The organism is Hansschlegelia beijingensis, assembly GCF_014196425.1.
In the GTDB taxonomy this organism is placed as follows: Bacteria; Pseudomonadota; Alphaproteobacteria; order Rhizobiales; family Methylopilaceae; genus Methylopila; species Methylopila beijingensis.
In genome coordinates, this window is record NZ_JACIDR010000001.1 from 1,126,288 (window position 1) to 1,141,888 (window position 15,601).

At 69.0% G+C, this 15,601-nt stretch carries 14 protein-coding genes; 4 read left to right on the forward strand and 10 right to left on the reverse strand.

Annotated elements, in window-relative coordinates; translation table 11 throughout:
- Positions 1 to 7: 7 nt before the first annotated feature.
- Both GGR24_RS05265 and GGR24_RS05270 read right to left on the reverse strand, forming a co-directional pair.
- Positions 8 to 1,984 carry an ABCB family ABC transporter ATP-binding protein/permease gene (locus GGR24_RS05265; protein ID WP_183394185.1) on the reverse strand — a complete coding sequence of 659 codons (1,977 nt, stop codon included), beginning with the start codon at positions 1,982 to 1,984 and terminating at the stop codon, positions 8 to 10.
- Between the two features lie 106 nt (positions 1,985 to 2,090).
- Positions 2,091 to 2,984 carry a LysM peptidoglycan-binding domain-containing protein gene (locus GGR24_RS05270; RefSeq protein ID WP_183394186.1) on the reverse strand — a complete coding sequence of 298 codons (894 nt, stop codon included), beginning with the start codon at positions 2,982 to 2,984 and terminating at the stop codon, positions 2,091 to 2,093.
- A gap of 653 nt (positions 2,985 to 3,637) precedes the next feature.
- Here GGR24_RS05270 and GGR24_RS05275 point away from each other — a divergent pair.
- Positions 3,638 to 4,243, forward strand: a complete 606-nt coding sequence (locus GGR24_RS05275) for an LOG family protein (RefSeq protein ID WP_183394187.1) — start codon at positions 3,638 to 3,640, stop codon at positions 4,241 to 4,243.
- Between the two features lie 6 nt (positions 4,244 to 4,249).
- Here the strand turns inward: GGR24_RS05275 and GGR24_RS05280 are convergent, their stop codons facing one another.
- From GGR24_RS05280 to yajC, 5 genes are all read right to left on the reverse strand, one after another.
- Positions 4,250 to 5,104, reverse strand: a complete 855-nt coding sequence (locus GGR24_RS05280) for a phytoene/squalene synthase family protein (RefSeq protein ID WP_183394188.1) — start codon at positions 5,102 to 5,104, stop codon at positions 4,250 to 4,252.
- The gene (locus GGR24_RS05285; protein ID WP_183394189.1) at positions 5,101 to 5,484 is read right to left on the reverse strand and encodes an Mth938-like domain-containing protein; all 384 of its coding nucleotides are present in this window, start codon (positions 5,482 to 5,484) and stop codon (positions 5,101 to 5,103) included. The genes GGR24_RS05280 and GGR24_RS05285 overlap by 4 nt, the downstream gene beginning before the upstream one ends.
- Before the next feature lie 82 nt (positions 5,485 to 5,566).
- Positions 5,567 to 6,532: a protein translocase subunit SecF gene (secF, locus tag GGR24_RS05290; RefSeq protein WP_183394190.1), complete on the reverse strand. Its 966-nt coding sequence runs from the start codon at positions 6,530 to 6,532 to the stop codon at positions 5,567 to 5,569.
- Positions 6,533 to 6,550: 18 nt separating this feature from the next.
- Positions 6,551 to 8,164 (reverse strand): protein translocase subunit SecD, encoded by a 1,614-nt coding sequence (gene secD / locus GGR24_RS05295; RefSeq protein WP_183394191.1) that lies wholly within the window; start codon positions 8,162 to 8,164, stop codon positions 6,551 to 6,553.
- A 42-nt stretch (positions 8,165 to 8,206) separates the two neighbouring features.
- Complete coding sequence (gene yajC / locus GGR24_RS05300; RefSeq protein ID WP_183394192.1) at positions 8,207 to 8,551, reverse strand: preprotein translocase subunit YajC; 345 nt, start codon at positions 8,549 to 8,551, stop codon at positions 8,207 to 8,209.
- Between the two features lie 306 nt (positions 8,552 to 8,857).
- On the opposite strand from yajC, the gene GGR24_RS05305 reads away from it, so the two are divergent.
- Positions 8,858 to 9,721: an ATP-binding protein gene (locus GGR24_RS05305; protein WP_183394499.1), complete on the forward strand. Its 864-nt coding sequence runs from the start codon at positions 8,858 to 8,860 to the stop codon at positions 9,719 to 9,721.
- Positions 9,722 to 9,724: 3 nt separating this feature from the next.
- On the opposite strand, the gene recO is transcribed toward GGR24_RS05305, so the two are convergent.
- Both recO and eno read right to left on the reverse strand, forming a co-directional pair.
- Positions 9,725 to 10,453 (reverse strand): DNA repair protein RecO, encoded by a 729-nt coding sequence (recO, locus tag GGR24_RS05310; protein WP_183394193.1) that lies wholly within the window; start codon positions 10,451 to 10,453, stop codon positions 9,725 to 9,727.
- 61 nt (positions 10,454 to 10,514) lie between these two features.
- Positions 10,515 to 11,798 (reverse strand): phosphopyruvate hydratase, encoded by a 1,284-nt coding sequence (gene eno / locus GGR24_RS05315; protein ID WP_183394194.1) that lies wholly within the window; start codon positions 11,796 to 11,798, stop codon positions 10,515 to 10,517.
- Between the two features lie 164 nt (positions 11,799 to 11,962).
- Here eno and queF point away from each other — a divergent pair, with 164 nt between their 5' ends.
- The gene (gene queF, locus GGR24_RS05320) at positions 11,963 to 12,409 is read left to right on the forward strand and encodes a preQ(1) synthase (protein WP_183394195.1); all 447 of its coding nucleotides are present in this window, start codon (positions 11,963 to 11,965) and stop codon (positions 12,407 to 12,409) included.
- 190 nt (positions 12,410 to 12,599) lie between these two features.
- The gene (locus tag GGR24_RS05325; RefSeq protein WP_183394196.1) at positions 12,600 to 13,628 is read left to right on the forward strand and encodes a hypothetical protein; all 1,029 of its coding nucleotides are present in this window, start codon (positions 12,600 to 12,602) and stop codon (positions 13,626 to 13,628) included.
- Between the two features lie 25 nt (positions 13,629 to 13,653).
- On the opposite strand, the gene pyrG is transcribed toward GGR24_RS05325, so the two are convergent.
- On the reverse strand, positions 13,654 to 15,282 hold the full coding sequence (pyrG, locus tag GGR24_RS05330) for a CTP synthase (RefSeq protein ID WP_183394197.1): 1,629 nt from the start codon (positions 15,280 to 15,282) through the stop codon (positions 13,654 to 13,656).
- Positions 15,283 to 15,601: the final 319 nt, after the last annotated feature.

The following is a 15,601-nucleotide window of genomic DNA, read 5'->3' on the forward strand; positions in this document are numbered from 1 at the left end:
CGGCGTCCTATTCGGCCGCGTCACGCGGCTCGTCTTCGTCGCCGGGCGGCTCCGGATCGTCGTCGTCGCGGCCGTCGCCTTCCGGATGCGCGGTAGCGATCGCGGCTGCTTCCCCCACGCGCGCCAGCGTCTCCCGCGCCTGATCCGCCTCGCGCTGACGGTTCCAGAGGCTGGCATAGAGACCGCCCTTCGCCATCAGATCCGAATGCGACCCGCGCTCGACGATCTCGCCGGCCTCGAGCACAAGAATCTCGTCGGCGGCGACGATCGTGGACAGCCGATGCGCGATCACGATTGTGGTGCGGCCTCGGGATACCGTCTCGAGGGCGTCCTGGATGTCCTTTTCGGTCGCGCTGTCGAGCGCGGAGGTCGCCTCGTCGAGAATCAGCAGGGGCGGCCCCTTGAGGATGGTCCGCGCGATCGCGACGCGCTGCTTCTCGCCTCCGGAAAGCTTCAGTCCCCGCTCGCCGACCTCCGTTTCGTAGCCCTTCGGGAGCAGGCGGATGAAGCCGTCGATCTGCGCGAGCTCGGCGGCGCGCTCGACCTCTTCGTCCGTGGCGTCCCAGCGGCCGTAGCGGATGTTGTAGCGGACGGTGTCGTTGAACAGCACGGTGTCCTGCGGCACCATGCCGATGGCGTCGCGCAAGGACGTCTGCGTCACGGCGCGGATGTCCTGGCCATCGATCGTGATGCGGCCGGACTGGACGTCGTAGAACCGGAACAGCAACCGGGAGATCGTCGACTTCCCGGCGCCCGAAGGCCCCACGATCGCGACCGTCTTGCCGGCTGGCGCCTCGAAGCTGACGTCCTTCAGGATCTGGCGTTCCGGATCGTAGGCGAAGCGCACGTTCTCGAAGCGGATCGTGCCGCCCGTCACCACCAGCGGCCTTGCGTCGGGACGATCCTGGATCTCGGGCGACTGCTCCAGCAGCCGGAACATCGCCTCGAGATCCGCGACGGCGAGTTTGATCTCGCGATAGACGAACCCCATGAAGTTCAGCGGAACATAGAGCTGGATCATCATGGCGTTGATCAGCACGAAATCGCCGATCGTGTTCCGGCCGGCCTGGATGTCGGCGACCGCCATGATCATGCAGATGGTCAACCCGACCGAGAAGATCAGCGCCTGCCCGGCGTTCAGCCAGGCGAGAGAGGTGTAGGTGCGGATCGCCGCCTTCTCGTACCCGGCCATCGACCGGTCGTAGCGATCCGCTTCGCGAGCCTCATTGCCGAAATACTTGACGGTCTCGTAGTTGAGCAGGCTGTCGATGGCCTTCGAGCTGGCGTCCGTGTCGTTCTCGTTGAGGACCCGGCGGAACCCGATGCGCCGCTCCGTCGCGAAGTAGGTGAAGACCAGGTAGAGCGCGACCATCGCCGCCACGACGCCCGAATAGGCGGCGCGGAACTGCCAGGCGAGCACGCCCAGCACCAGCGCGAACTCCAGGATCGTGGGGACCACGGTGAGCAGCGCGGTGCGGGTCAGGGTCTCGATCGCGAGCCGGCCGCGGTCGACCACGCGGCTGACCGCGCCGGTGCGCCGCGCCAGATGGAACCGCAGGCTCAGCCGGTGCATGTGGCGGAACACCAGCAGCGACAGCCGGCGGACGGCGTGCATCACGACAGGCGCCGTGATGCCGTCGCGTGCCTGCGCCAGCGCCACCATCAGAATGCGGCCAAGGCCGTAGGCGAGGACCATCGCGATCGGCGCCGCGAGCACGTAGCTCCGCCAGCCGTCATCGGTCGCGGGGACGCCGCCCGTCGCGGACAGCGTGAGCGCGTCGGTCGCGAACTTGAAGCCGTAGGGAACGAGGACCGTGATGACCTTGGTCAGAACCAGCAGCACGATCGCGATCGCGATGCGCCGCTTCAGGTCCGGCCTGTCGCTCGGCCAGATGAACGCCTGGAGCCGCCGGATCGTCTGAAAGAAAGCGAACCCGCCGGCGGTCATCTCCGCCGGACCGCCGTCGCGCCGTCGCCTCACCATGGCGACGATCCGCGACGGGCGCCGCCATGCCGGAACTGCTTGGAAACTGTTGTCATGAGCGCCCCGCACGTAAGTCGCATCGACGGTCGCGGCAAGGTCGCGGCCGTCAGCGGGCGGCGGATGGGCTGAGCGGTTCGGAGGGAAGGACGAAGACCTGGTCGGGGTAGATCAGGTTGGGATTGCGGATCTGGCCGTCGTTCGCCTCGAAGATCACCGTGTAGCGGCGGCCGTGCCCATAGGCGGTGCGCGAGATGCGCCAGAGGCTGTCGCCGCGGCGCACCTTGACCGTTTCGAGCGAGGCTATCACCGGGTTGGCGGCGTCCGCCGCTGCCGCCTCGCCTCTCGTCGCAGGGCTGGACCCGGACGCACGCGTTGCGGGATTCGGCTCCGAGGCCCCCTCCCCGGAGGCCGACGGCGTAGCCACAGCGCGCTGCGGAGTCGCGCTCGCGCTCGTGCGGTCAGGTTGCGGGTTCTCCTCAGCGGCCGCCGACGGGGCTTCATAGGTGAAGCGCGCCTCTGCGCGCTCCGCCACCTTGCCGGCCGCGTTCTCGACCCGGTCCACCCGGACCGTGTAATCGCCCGGGCTCAGGCCGCGCTCGACCCGGAGCGACCAACGGCTGTCTTCACCCGCGACCGCCTGCGCCACCAGGGCGCCGTTGAGGTAGATGCGCAGGCTCGCGCCCTGAGGCGCGGCCCCCTGCACGAAAAACCGGCCGCTTTCCGCGTCCACCGCGCCGATCGAAAGCCGTGAAGGCGCCGCGGCGGGCGAGGACTGCGGGCCTGCCGTCGCGGGTTCCGCGCTGGCGGCGACAGTCGGGCCAGGCTTCTGCAGGATCCGGGATGGCGCATTCGGATCGTTCAGGACGACGACCACATCCCGCGAAGGACGCCGTGGCACCGAGACGGTGACGGTCTGCTCGGAAACCTGCTCGCTCCCATCCGCTCCGCGGGTTCGCAACGCCAGGTGATAGTCTCCCGGCGCAAGCGTCGGCGGCGTCATGGCCCACCGGCCTTGGGCGTCCGCCTTTGCGCCGCCGTGCGGCCGCCCATTCGCGAGAAGCTCGACGTCGCAGGGTCCGGAGCACCGGCCGGCGACCACGAGATCGCCCGAAGGCTCGACCCGCACGACATCGAACGTCCCGGACGTCGCCGGCCCGCGATCAGCCGCGCGCAGGGCCGGGGCCGCAGGAGCTGGCGCGCTTGCCGGGGCGCCGGCGGATGATTGATCCGGAGCCGGCGCCGAAGGCGCCCTCTGTGCTGCGGGTCGTTCCGGGGGCGTCGCTTCAGCCGGAGCGTCTTGCCGAGCAGCCGGCGGCTCTGACCGGGCCTCAGGCCTCGCCTCTGCTTTCGGGGCGGGATCGCGGGACGCCTGCGGCGCGCTCAGTTCGCCCGGCCCTTCGGGCCCGGCGCCCAGGCGGCTCAGTCCGCCTTCCCGCCACGCATAGAGGGCGACGAGCCCGGCCACGACCGCGAAACCGATCGCGAAGCCGTTCCTGACCGCAGGGTCCATCGCCATGGCAGAAGCACACCGTCACAGAGGGTTCAATTCGACTCTCCTACAAGGGAACCGGGCTCGATGCACACTATCTGTATGGCAAACGCTGAAAGGATCGCGCCTTGGCCGCAAGCAAGCCGGCCGGGCCAGCTCGACAAATGAATCAGATCAGAAATGTCTGCGTCTATTGCGGCTCCAGCCCCGGCGGGCGCCGCGACTACATGGCTGCGGCCGAGGATCTTGGCAGGACGCTTGCGGAGGCGGGCGTGGGGCTCGTCTATGGCGGCGGAAACATCGGCCTCATGGGGGCCGTGGCACGGGCCGCGCTCGACGCCGGCGGGCGGGTCACCGGGATCATCCCGCAGTTCCTCGTCGAGCGCGAGGTCATGCTCGGCGACGTGCAGGAGTTGCTTGTCACCGCCGACATGCACGAGCGCAAAAGGCTGATGTTCGAACGGTCCGACGCGTTCGTCGCCTTGCCGGGCGGGATTGGAACGCTGGAGGAGCTTGTCGAGCAGCTGACCTGGGCGCAGCTCGGCCGACACGACAAGCCGATCCTGATCGCCGACCTGTTCGGCTTCTGGTCACCGCTGCTCACGTTGCTCGATCACATGACCGAGCACGGCTTCCTGAGGCAGGGGCTCGCCCTGCCCTACCTCGTCGTGAAGCGCGTGGAGGACATCCTGCCGGCGCTCGAGGGGGCCGCGCCGTTGCTCGCCGCGCTGGACGACGAGGCCTCGACCGCCACCCTCGAACAGCTCTGAGGGCGCTCAGAAGGACGGCGTTCGACGGCTCGCGCGCCAGAGCCGCAGCAGGCGTCGCCAGCGGGCGCGTTCCGGCGGCGGAGCGAGCGGTGAATCAGCGTGGTCGAGCCGGTCGAGGTCGCCAGCGACGAGCGCGACCGGCAGGAAAGCTGGCGCGGCGACGGGATCCACGGCCGCAGCCGCGCTTCGCGCCTCGGCCAGCCGGCGCCGCGCCAGATCGCGCAGCTCGGCGGCGAGGCGAGAAAGCTCGGGGCTCGCTCTGCTCTCAGAAAGGTCCTCGCGGGTGACGCCGTGGGCGGCCATGCGGTCGATCGGCAACAGCATCTGGCTGCGCGGCAGCCGGCGGAGGAGCCTGGCGAGGCCCTGCGCGACGCCGGCGAACCCGGCCGCTTCGGCGCCGCCCGGGTCTGCGCCTTCCGCGCAGATCAGCGAAGCGAGCCTCAGCACGACTGACGACGTCGCACCGATGCGCCCCTCTAAGTCGGCCAGCGTGGCGATCGGGTCGTCGTACAGATCGTCCGCGCGGGCGTCGATGAGGTCGAGCAGCGCCTGTCGCGGCAGCCGGCCATGCCGGATCGCGCCTTCGAGCGCCCGCGCGACGGGATGCGCGACGGCGTCGGCGCGCTCCGGGTCGTTCAGCGCGTCACGCCACCACTGCAGGCGGAGTTCGCCGACCATCGGATCGCTGACCAGCCCACGCACCCGCGCGACTTCGGCGTCGAAGGCGTAGAGCGCCAGAAGATGCGCGCGCGCCTCTGCGGGCGTGAACAGCGCTGAGGCGTAACGGTCGAAGTCCGCCTCGCGGACCAGCGAGGCGATCGGGTCGCCGGCGATCGCGGGCGGCACGCCGGTCTCGCTCATGCGACCGCGAGCAGCGCCGCAGCCACCCGCCTCTCTTCGGCGATCAGCACGTTCCAGGTGCGCGCGGCGGCACCGGTCGCCATCACCTCGACCACCATTCCCGCCTCACGGAGCGCCTGCCGCAGGTCGCGCTTGAGCGGCGCGAGATCGGCGCCCGTGCCGATCAGAAGCGTGTCGATCGCCTCGGCTTCCTGAAGCACACGTTCGAACGCGGCAGCGTCGAGATCGGTCGGGGAGCCGCAGCGCCACGCCCACATGCCGGACGGCAGCGCCAGCAATGATCCACGGTGAGAGAGATCGCCGAAGCGGAAGCCGCCGTCGCCATAAGCGTCGATCGCGAAGCGGCCGGGGAGGTGGCGTTCGTCCTCGGAGAAAGACATGAGGCGACTGGCTCCACCGATGTGACTGGACATAAAGGCGCCGCCGCGATTGCGGCAGGCGCCTTCCCCGGTCGACGTCGCCTCAGGCCGGCCGGCGCGAGATGGCGGCCGCCTTCGCGGCGGCCTCCGCCTTGTCGTCGGCGGCGGCGCGCGCTGAGGTTTTCACGCCGAGGTAGATCAGCATCGGACTCGACACGAAGATCGCCGAGTAGGTGCAGATGACGACGCCGAAGAGCATCACGTTGGCGAAGCCCTGGATCGCCTGGCCGCCGAACAGGACGAGCGCGAGCAGAGACAGCGCCGTGGTCGTGGCCGTCATCACGGTGCGCGACATGGTCGAGTTGATCGACAGGTCCAGCAGCTCTGGGGTCGGAAGGTTCTTGTACTTGCGCAGGAGTTCGCGCGTGCGGTCGAACACGACCACGGTCTCGTTCAGCGAGTAGCCGACGATCGTCAGGATCGCGGCGATCGAGGTCATGTTGAACTCTTCGCGCGTGATCACGAAGAAGCCGAGGGTGAGGACGATGTCGTGCATCGTGCCGATGATCGCCCCGATCGCGAACTGCAGCTCGAAGCGGAACCAGAGGTAGGCCATGACCGCGAAGATCGCGAGGACCACGCCCAGCGTGCCGGACTGAACCAGTTCGCCTGAGACACGTGGCCCGACGGTCTCGACCCGCCGGATATTGTAGTCCTTCTCGAAGGCTGCGCGGGCTCGTTGCACGAGCGCGCTCTGCGCCGCCTCGCCGCCGGGCTGGGTGCGGAAACGGACGGAGATATCGCCCGCCGACCCGATTTCCTGGACCTCGACGTCTCCGACTTCGAAGCTCTGCGCGAGAGCCCGGACGACGCCGGGGTCAGCCTTGCCGGTTTTGGCCTGGATCTCGATCAGGGTGCCGCCGGTGAAGTCGATGCCGAAGTTCAGCCCCATCGTGACGAACAGCACGATGGTCATGACGGAGATCGCGGCCGAGAACGGGTAGCTCAGCACGCGCCAACGCACGAAGCGGAACTTGCTGTCGTCGGGGAAGAGACGAATGAGGCGCATGGATCTCGCTTGGCTCCGTCAGAACGGCATGGTCTGCGGCCGCGTGCGGCGGTACCAGACGGCGATCATCATGCGCGTCATCGTCACGGCGGTGATGACCGTCGTCAGGATGCCGAGCAGGAAGACGACGGCGAAGCCGCGCACCGGCCCGGAGCCGAGCATGAACAGAATGATCGCGGCGATCGCCATGGTCGAGTTCGAGTCGAAGATGACAGCGAACGCGTGACGGAAGCCAGCGTCGATCGCAGACACCATGTTGCGGCCGGCGCGGTACTCCTCACGGATGCGCTCATAGATCAGCACGTTGGAATCGACCGCCGTCCCGATCGTCAGCACGATGCCGGCGATGCCGGGCAGCGTCAGCGTCGCGCCAAGCAGCGACATCAGCGCGAAGATGAAGATGACGTGGATCGCCAGCGCGATGTTCGCGAAGAAGCCGAACACGCCGTAGGTCGCGAACATGAAGACCACGACGAAGAGCGCCGCGTACCAGGTCGCCCGCGTGCCGGCGTCGATCGAGTCCTGGCCGAGGCCGGGGCCGACGGTCCGCTCTTCGATCACGGTGAGCGGGGCGGGCAGCGCGCCGGCGCGCAGCAGCACGGCGAGATCGTTGGCGCTCTGGACCGTGAAATTGCCGGAAATCTGACCTTGGCCGCCGGTGATCGGCTCGTTGATACGCGGCGCGGAGATCACCTTGTTGTCGAGCACGATGGCGAAGGGCTTGCCGACATTCGCCTGCGTCACCTCGCCGAAGGCGCGAGCGCCCTTGGTGTTGAACTTGAAATTGACGATGGGCTCGTTGGTCTGGGAGCTGAAGCCCGCCTGCGCATCGGTGAGGTCTTCGCCGGACACCAGCACGCGCCTCTCGACGAGGATCGGCGTGGTCTGTCCGCCGCCGCGATCTTCCTGCAGCACCTCCGTGCCCTCCGGAGGCCGTCCGGCGGCGGCCTGCTCGGCCGGCATCGACAGGTCGACGAGGCGGAACTCGAGCTTTGCGGTCTGGCCGAGAAGGTCCTTGAGCCGTTGCGGATCCTGAAGACCCGGCACCTGAAGCAGGATGCGGTCCGCGCCTTCGCGCTGGATCGAGGGCTCGACCGTTCCGAGCTCGTTCACGCGCCGGTCCACGATCTGCAAGGACTGGTCGACCGCCGCACGAATGCGCGCCTGAAGGGCGGCCTCGGTGAGGGTCGCGGCCACGACGCGGTCGCTCGGCGAAGAAATGTCGACTTCCACCGGCCCGGACCCGCCGAACAGCGTCGTGCCGACCGGGGTCGCGAGCGTGCGGAGCTTCTCGAGCGCGAGAACCTTCTGGGCGGGATCGCGAAGGGTCGCCGAGACGGTGTTCCCGTTCAGCTGGATCGAAGTGGTTCCGATTCGGGCCTCGCGGAGGACGCGGCGCACGTCCTCCTGAAGGGCGATCTGGCGCGACCTGCGCAGCGCCTCGCCGTCGACCTCGAGAAGGAGCTGCGAGCCCCCCTGCAGATCGAGGCCGAGCACGACCGTCCTCGCCGGGAACCAGCTGGGGTACTTGTCGCGCACCGACTGCGGCAGGACGTTAGGCAGCGCGAACAGAATTCCGAGGGCGCACAGCGCGAGGACTGCGACCGTCTTCCAGGTTGAAAAGTAGAGCATGGAGCGCCGAAAGCCCTTCTGCCGGCAGACTGACGTCGAGCGTCAGGGGGCCTCGGTCTTGACGGGCTCGCCCTTGGTGCGAACCTCGGCGATCATGCCGCGCGCCAGGCGGACCCGCACGTTGTCTGCGATCTCGACCTGCACCTCAGCGTCGTCGGTGACCTTGCTCACCTTGCCGATCAGGCCGCCTGACGTGACGATCGTGTCGCCCCGGCGCACATTCTTGATCATCTCCCGATGCTCTTTCGCCCGCTTCTGCTGCGGACGCAGGATCAGGAACCACATGATCACGAAGATCAGGACGAACGGCAGGAGCTGGATAAGGAACTCCGATCCGCCGGGAGCGGATCCCGTGGCCGTCTGGGCGAAGGCGGGGGTGATGAACATGAGAGCTCCGATGGCGGGGTCTTCCGCCTCGCTCTGAAGAGCCGGCTTCAACCTTGGGGAACGCCGCCGAAGCAGGGCCCCGGCGAAAGCGCGCGGACTATAGCCACGGTCCCGGTGAAATCAAATCACGCGTCGGCGCGGCATGCCGACTGCGTCTTTGGTCGGACATGACGTCGACGCAGGCCCTCTCCGACGCCGGCGCCGGTGGACGCCGAAGAGCCGCCCCTTTACCACCGCACCGGCAGCGCTGGTGCCGAGCGCTGCGATCGCAGAGAGACCAGCGCCTTGTCCGATCCGTTCTATTCGATGCCGGCGACCGACACGCGCGACGCGCTGCTGGCGCGGATCGCCGTCGCGCTGGAGCGCATTGCGCCCGCGCGCGCCGAAGCGCCTGACTTCACGGTCGCCGACGCCTTCGTGTGGCAGGCGCCCGAGCGCAGGCTTTCGCCCGTCGCCAAGGTTTCCCGAGTGGACATGGTGCTGCTGAAGGGGATTGATCGCGTCCGCGACCAGCTGCTCGACAACACCTTCCGCTTCGCTCGCGGCAAGCCTGCGAACAACGCGCTGCTGTGGGGCGCGCGGGGCATGGGCAAAAGCTCTCTCGTCAAGGCGACCCATGCGACCGTCGCCACGGCGCTCGAGGCCGAGGGCCAGCCGAAGCTCAAGCTCATCGAGATCCACCGCGAGGATATCGAGACGCTGCCGATCCTCATGGGGCTGCTCAGGCCCGCGCCCTTCCCGTTCCTGCTGTTTTGCGACGACCTCTCCTTCGACCTGGAGGACACTTCCTACAAGTCTCTCAAAGCGGTGCTCGACGGCGGAATCGAGGGGCGGCCCGACAACGTGCTGTTCTACGCGACCTCGAACCGCCGCCATCTGCTCGCGCGCGAGATGATCGAGAACGAACGCTCGACGGCCATCAATCCCGGCGAGGCTGTGGAGGAGAAGGTCTCCCTGTCGGATCGCTTCGGCCTCTGGCTCGGCTTCCATCGCTGCAGCCAGGACGAGTACCTGGCGATGGTGAACGGCTACGCCGAGCATTTCGGGCTGAAGGCGGCGCCCGAGGAGTTGCGCCGCGAGGCCCTGGAATGGGCGACCACCCGGGGCTCGCGGTCGGGCCGCGTCGCCTGGCAGTTCATCCAGGACTTCGCCGGCCGCGTCGGAGCCTGACCCTCACGCCGCGCGCTGCAGCAGGGCCAGATAGGCGGCCCGCGAATCGGGCGGTCTCATCCCTCTGGGCCCCCAGACGCGCGTGTCGAGAAAGTAGCCGGTAAGCGCGAAGCCCGCCGCCACGTCGGCCGCGGTGGGCGAGGCGTTCGCGCCGCCCGCCACCAGGAAGGGCGGCAGCGCGAACAGCTTCTCCGCATAGGGCGCGCCCGCCTCGCGGCCGACGGCGCGGCCGGACTTTGGCGAGACATAGATCAGGTCCTCGACGCCGCCGGTCGCGGCGCAACTGGAAAGATCGAGGCCGAAGCCGAGTTCGCTGAGCACCGCGAGCTCCAGGCGGACCAGAAGGGCCGGCGCGCTGGTCGGATCGTCTAGATGATCGGCCACGACCTCCGCCGCTTCGTAGAGCGCCTCGTGCGGGTCGCGCTCGGGAATGAGGCGCAGGAGCCCGCCGAGGTGCCCGACGCCGTGCAGGGCGTCCGCCCGCTCCATCAGCCGCCCCGCTCGCGCAGACAGCGGCTCGACCGCGAGCGCCCCGAGATGGTCCTCAAGGCGCGCCCGCCACGTCGCCCGCACGGTGTTTCCGGGTTGGAGGGCGGGTTGGAGTTTGCGCGAGCGCCCTCCTCTCACCAGCCCCAGATGCCGACCGTGCGCGCGCGTGAAGAGCTCCAGCACCACGGAGGTCTCGCCGTGCCGCCGCACGCCGAGGATCAGGCCGTCGTCGGTCCACTGCATGCAGCCAAGATGGCGCCGGCGCCCGGCGGCGTCTATGTCGCGGAGAAGGCCGGGCGGCGCCTCACGCCAGCGCCTTCAGCGCCGCCCTGCCCGCATACCTCGCGGTGGAGCCGAGCTCCTGCTCGATCCTCAGCAGCTGGTTGTACTTGGCGACCCGGTCGGAGCGGGCGAGCGAGCCCGTCTTGATCTGCCCGCAATTGGTCGCGACGGCGAGGTCCGCGATCGTCGAGTCCTCGGTCTCGCCCGAGCGGTGGCTCATCACCGCCGTGTAGCCGGCGCGATGGGCCATATCGACCGCCGCGAGCGTCTCGGTCAGCGAGCCGATCTGGTTGACCTTGACCAGGATCGAATTGGCGACGCCCTGCCGGATGCCGTCCGAAAGCCGCGCCACGTTGGTGACGAACAGGTCGTCGCCGACGAGCTGGGTCTTGCTCCCGCAGAGCTCGGTGACGGCCTTCCAGCCTTCCCAGTCATCCTCGGCCATGCCGTCCTCGATCGAGGCGATCGGGTACTTGGAGACCAGGTCGGCGAGGTAGCGCGCCTGCGCCTGCGGGTCGCGGGTCGCGCCCTCCCCCTCGTAGACGTACTTGCCGTCCTTGAAGAACTCGGTCGAGGCGCAGTCCAGCGCCAGGAAGACGTCCTCGCCCGGCCTGTAGCCGGCCGTCTCGATCGCCTTCATGACGAAGCCGAGCGCCTCCTCGGCCGACTTCAGGTTCGGCGCGAAGCCGCCCTCGTCGCCCACATTGGTGTTGTGGCCGGCGTCCTTGAGCTGCTTCTTCAGCACGTGGAAGATCTCGGCGCCGGTCCTCAGCGCCTCAGAGAAGCTCTCCGCGCCGACCGGCATGATCATGAATTCCTGGAAGTCGATCGGGTTGTCGGCGTGCGCGCCGCCGTTGACGATGTTCATCATCGGCACGGGCAGCACGCGCGCCGAGGTTCCGCCGACGTAGCGATAGAGCGGCGCCGCGCTCGCGGCCGCCGCCGCCTTGGCGACCGCCAGCGAGACGCCCAGGATGGCGTTGGCCCCAAGGCGCTCCTTGTTCGGCGTGCCGTCGAGCGCGATCAGCGCCTCGTCGATCTGGACCTGCTCCTCGGCGTCGAAGCCGCCGATGGCGTCGAAGATCTCGCCATTGACCGCGTCGACGGCCTTGGTGACGCCCTTGCCGCCGTAGCGCTTCTTGTCGCCGTCGCGCAGCTCCACCGCCTCATGCGCGCCGGTCGAGGCGCCGGAGGGAACGGCGGCGCGGCCGAGAGAGCCGTCCTCGAGCGTGACGTCCACCTCGACGGTCGGATTGCCGCGGCTGTCCAGGATTTCGCGGGCGACGATGTCGACGATGGCGGTCATGGGCGCAGGGCTCCGGGTTCGGTGGACGGCGCCGCACCTCTAAAGGAACCGTGCGACACGTGAAAGTCGCGGAACGCCGTCTGCGACGCTACATCCGTCGTAGACGCGCCCTTCTCCGGAAGCCGGAGAGGCGGCTTGAGCCGAATGACACTCCGGGAACACAGATGACCGATCTCCAGCTCGGCAAGCAGACGCCGCTGCCGACATCGCCCGACGAAGCCCAGCTCGACCGGGTGCCCAACCCGCACGCCGACACGGACTACGTCACCCGCTTCGTCGCGCCGGAGTTCACCTCGCTCTGCCCGGTGACGGGCCAGCCCGACTTCGCGCATCTGGTGATCGACTATGTGCCGGGCGACTGGCTCGTCGAATCGAAGGCGTTGAAGCTGTTCCTTGGCGCGTTCCGGAACCACGGGGCCTTCCATGAGGACTGCACGGTGGCGATCGGGAAGCGGCTCGTCGCCGCGATCGCGCCGCGCTGGCTGCGGATCGGCGGGTACTGGTATCCGCGCGGCGGCATTCCGATCGACGTGTTCTGGCAGACGGGTCCTGCCCCGGCCGGCCTCTGGATTCCCGACCAGGGCGTCCCGCCATACCGAGGGCGCGGGTGAGCTTTCCGGAAGCGGCGCAAATGCGGCTTTCGGGGGCGCGAAACCGGCGAGGCGCCGCCCCGAAAGAGGCCTCGCGCCGAGAAGCGCTTGAGCCCCCGGGTTCCTGAGCGCGCCGCCCCGGAAACGCCCCACGAAGCAGAAAGATTCGCGGCCGCCGGACACACTAGATCCGTCGCCGGGAGACTGCCCCATGAAGGCCCAGAAGACTGACGGCGCCAGCCGGACCGACACGCTCGTCATCACCAATGGCGACAGCGCGGCCGTGCGCCTCGAGGAGGCCGGGGTCGCCCGCTCGATTCTGCCATGGCGGGACGTTCTGCATGACGGGCCGGTGCCGGCGATCAGCGGCCTGGAGCGGCTGTCGGCGATCCGCGCCGCCTTCATCGCGGCCGATCTCGGACTCTCGGCGGACGAGGTGGGCGCGGAGTTCCGTGAACGCGACGCGACCGTCCGCCGTCACGCCTGCTTCCCGCGGATCGAGATCTGGCTGGAGCACGACCTCTACGACCAGCTGCAGCTCCTGCAGATCCTCGATTTCTTCCGCTCCGAGCGGCGGCTCGAGGGGCTCTATCTCGTGCAGGCGGACGACTATCTCGGCCGGCAGCCCGCCGACGCCATGCGCCGCCTCGCGGGCTCCGCCCAGCCGGTGACGGAAGAGCAGCTCGCGCTCGCCGGCGAGGCGTGGAGCGCATTCACCTCGCCGACCCCGCATGCGCTCGCGGGGCTCGCCGAGCGCGACGTCGAAGCGCTGCCGCATCTTGGGCCGGCGCTGAGGCGGCTGCTCGCCGAGCTGCCCGACCCCGTGCGGGGTCTGACGCTCACGGAGGAGCGCACGCTCGATCGTCTCGCCGAGGGAGAGGCCACGAGCGGAGAGCTGTTCCGTGACGTGACCCGGCAGGAAGACGCCCAGTTCCTCGGGGACGCCAGCTTCTTCCGGCGGCTCGACGGGCTCGCCTTTGCGGATCGTCCGCTGATCGAGGGGCTGCCCGGCCCGTCACAGGCCTATCTGGGGCTCGACCGGCGATCCGTCGGCGAGCACTACGCGGAGTTCGCGCGCGCGCCGCTTCGGCTGACCAAGGCGGGCCGCGCGGTGCTGGCGGGCCGCGCCGACCACCGCGTCCTGAACCGCGTCGACCATTGGGTCGGGGGCGTGCACGTCTCGCCGGCCGCGCTCATCCGCTACGACCGCGCGGGCGGTCACCTGGTCGCGCAGGCCTGAGAACAGCGAGCGCGCCGGCTGGGCCTTAGACCAGCCGGCTTTGTGTCAGCGCCGCCTCGACGAAGGAGGCGAACAGCGGGTGCGGCTCGAACGGCCGCGACTTCAGCTCCGGGTGGAACTGCACGCCGACGAACCACGGATGGTCGGCGTACTCGACGATCTCAGGCAGCAGCCCGTCGGGCGACATGCCCGAGAAGATCAGGCCGTTCGCCTCAAGCCGCTCGCGATAGGCGGTGTTGACCTCGTAACGGTGCCGGTGGCGCTCGGAGATGTCGTAGGAGCCGTAGATCTCGGCCACCTTGGAGCCCCGCGAGAGCCGGGCCTCGTACGCGCCGAGCCGCATCGTGCCGCCCAGGTCGCCTTCGGCGGCGCGACTCTCGAGCGTGTTGCCGCGGGTCCATTCGGTCATGAGACCGACCACCGGCTCCGGCGTCGGCCCGAACTCGGTCGAGTTCGCCTCCTTGACGCCCGCCAGGTTCCGCGCGGCCTCGATGACGGCCATCTGCATGCCGAAGCAGATGCCGAGATACGGAACCTTGCGCTCGCGCGCGAAGGTCGCCGCCCGGATCTTCCCCTCGGCCCCGCGCTGGCCGAACCCGCCCGGAACCAGGATGCCGTGGACATGCTCCAGGAACGGTGCCGGATCCTCGTTCTCGAAGATCTCGCTCTCGATCCAGTCGACGTTGACCTTCACGGTGTTGGCGACGCCGCCATGCACCAGCGCCTCGTAGAGCGATTTGTAGGCGTCCTTCAGGCCCGTGTACTTGCCGACGATCGCGATCGTCACCTCGCCTTCCGGATGGCGGACGCGGCGGGTGACCTCGCGCCAGCGCGACAGGTCGGGCGCGTTCGTGGGCTCGATCCCGAAGGCGCGCAGCACCTCGGTGTCGAGGCCCTCGCGATGATAGGCCTCCGGCACCTCGTAGATGGTGTCGACGTCGCGGGCCTCGATCACGGCCGTCTCGCGGACGTTGCAGAACAGGCCGAGCTTGCGACGCTCCTCCGGCGGAATCGGCCGGTCGCAGCGGCAGAGCAGGATGTCGGGCTGAATGCCGATCGAGCGCAGCTCCTTGACGGAGTGCTGGGTCGGCTTGGTCTTGAGCTCGCCCGCGCTCGGAATGAACGGCAGCAGCGTCAGGTGGATATAGATCGCGTCGCCGCGCGGCAGGTCGTTGCCGAGCTGGCGGATCGCCTCGAAGAACGGCAGTCCTTCGATGTCGCCGACGGTGCCGCCGATCTCGACCAGGACGAAGTCGTAATCCTCGTTGCCCTCGAGGACGAACTCCTTGATGGCGTCGGTGACGTGCGGGATCACCTGCACGGTCGCGCCGAGATAATCGCCGCGGCGCTCCTTCGCGATGATGTCGCGATAGATCCGGCCGGTCGTGATGTTGTCCTGCAGCGAGGTCGGCCGCCCGGTGAAGCGCTCATAGTGGCCGAGGTCGAGGTCGGTCTCCGCGCCGTCGTCGGTGACGAACACCTCGCCGTGCTGAGTCGGGCTCATCGTGCCCGGATCGACGTTCAGATACGGGTCCAGCTTGCGCAGGCGGACCGTATAGCCGCGCGCCTGCAGCAGCGCGCCGAGCGCGGCCGAGGCCAGACCCTTGCCGAGGGAGGAGACCACCCCGCCGGTGATGAAGACGTAGCGCGCCATCCATCCTCTTTCGCGTCAGGGCGCCGTACGCTCCCGCACGACTCTTCAGCACTAGACGGGCGCCCGCCGATTCGGCGAGACGCCGCGGCCCGTTGTCCACAACGCCGCAAACGCACGAACGCCGACCCGCCGGAGGAAGACCTTCCGGGGGACGGGCGGCGGCGTGTTTGAGGCTGGCGGACCTGTTAGCCCGGCTTGATCGCCGCGCAAAGCCCCCGGCGCCGCATGGCTGGGTTTTTTCCATAGACATAACCGCAAGCGGGGACGGCGCCGTCCCACGTTGACCCTCGCTCGCGCGCCCCCCTAGTGTCCCGCGACC

Bases quoted from the DNA above. Each gene is read 5' to 3' on its own strand.
- GGR24_RS05265 (WP_183394185.1), bottom strand. From the start codon at position 1,984: ATGGTGAGGCGACGGCGCGACGGCGGTCCGGCGGAGATGACCGCCGGC.
- GGR24_RS05270 (WP_183394186.1), bottom strand. From the start codon at position 2,984: ATGACGCCGCCGACGCTTGCGCCGGGAGACTATCACCTGGCGTTGCGA.
- GGR24_RS05275 (WP_183394187.1), top strand. From the start codon at position 3,638: ATGAATCAGATCAGAAATGTCTGCGTCTATTGCGGCTCCAGCCCCGGC.
- GGR24_RS05280 (WP_183394188.1), bottom strand. From the start codon at position 5,104: ATGAGCGAGACCGGCGTGCCGCCCGCGATCGCCGGCGACCCGATCGCC.
- GGR24_RS05285 (WP_183394189.1), bottom strand. From the start codon at position 5,484: ATGTCTTTCTCCGAGGACGAACGCCACCTCCCCGGCCGCTTCGCGATC.
- secF (WP_183394190.1), bottom strand. From the start codon at position 6,532: ATGCGCCTCATTCGTCTCTTCCCCGACGACAGCAAGTTCCGCTTCGTG.
- secD (WP_183394191.1), bottom strand. From the start codon at position 8,164: ATGCTCTACTTTTCAACCTGGAAGACGGTCGCAGTCCTCGCGCTGTGC.
- yajC (WP_183394192.1), bottom strand. From the start codon at position 8,551: ATGTTCATCACCCCCGCCTTCGCCCAGACGGCCACGGGATCCGCTCCC.
- GGR24_RS05305 (WP_183394499.1), top strand. From the start codon at position 8,858: ATGCCGGCGACCGACACGCGCGACGCGCTGCTGGCGCGGATCGCCGTC.
- recO (WP_183394193.1), bottom strand. From the start codon at position 10,453: ATGCAGTGGACCGACGACGGCCTGATCCTCGGCGTGCGGCGGCACGGC.
- eno (WP_183394194.1), bottom strand. From the start codon at position 11,798: ATGACCGCCATCGTCGACATCGTCGCCCGCGAAATCCTGGACAGCCGC.
- queF (WP_183394195.1), top strand. From the start codon at position 11,963: ATGACCGATCTCCAGCTCGGCAAGCAGACGCCGCTGCCGACATCGCCC.
- GGR24_RS05325 (WP_183394196.1), top strand. From the start codon at position 12,600: ATGAAGGCCCAGAAGACTGACGGCGCCAGCCGGACCGACACGCTCGTC.
- pyrG (WP_183394197.1), bottom strand. From the start codon at position 15,282: ATGGCGCGCTACGTCTTCATCACCGGCGGGGTGGTCTCCTCCCTCGGC.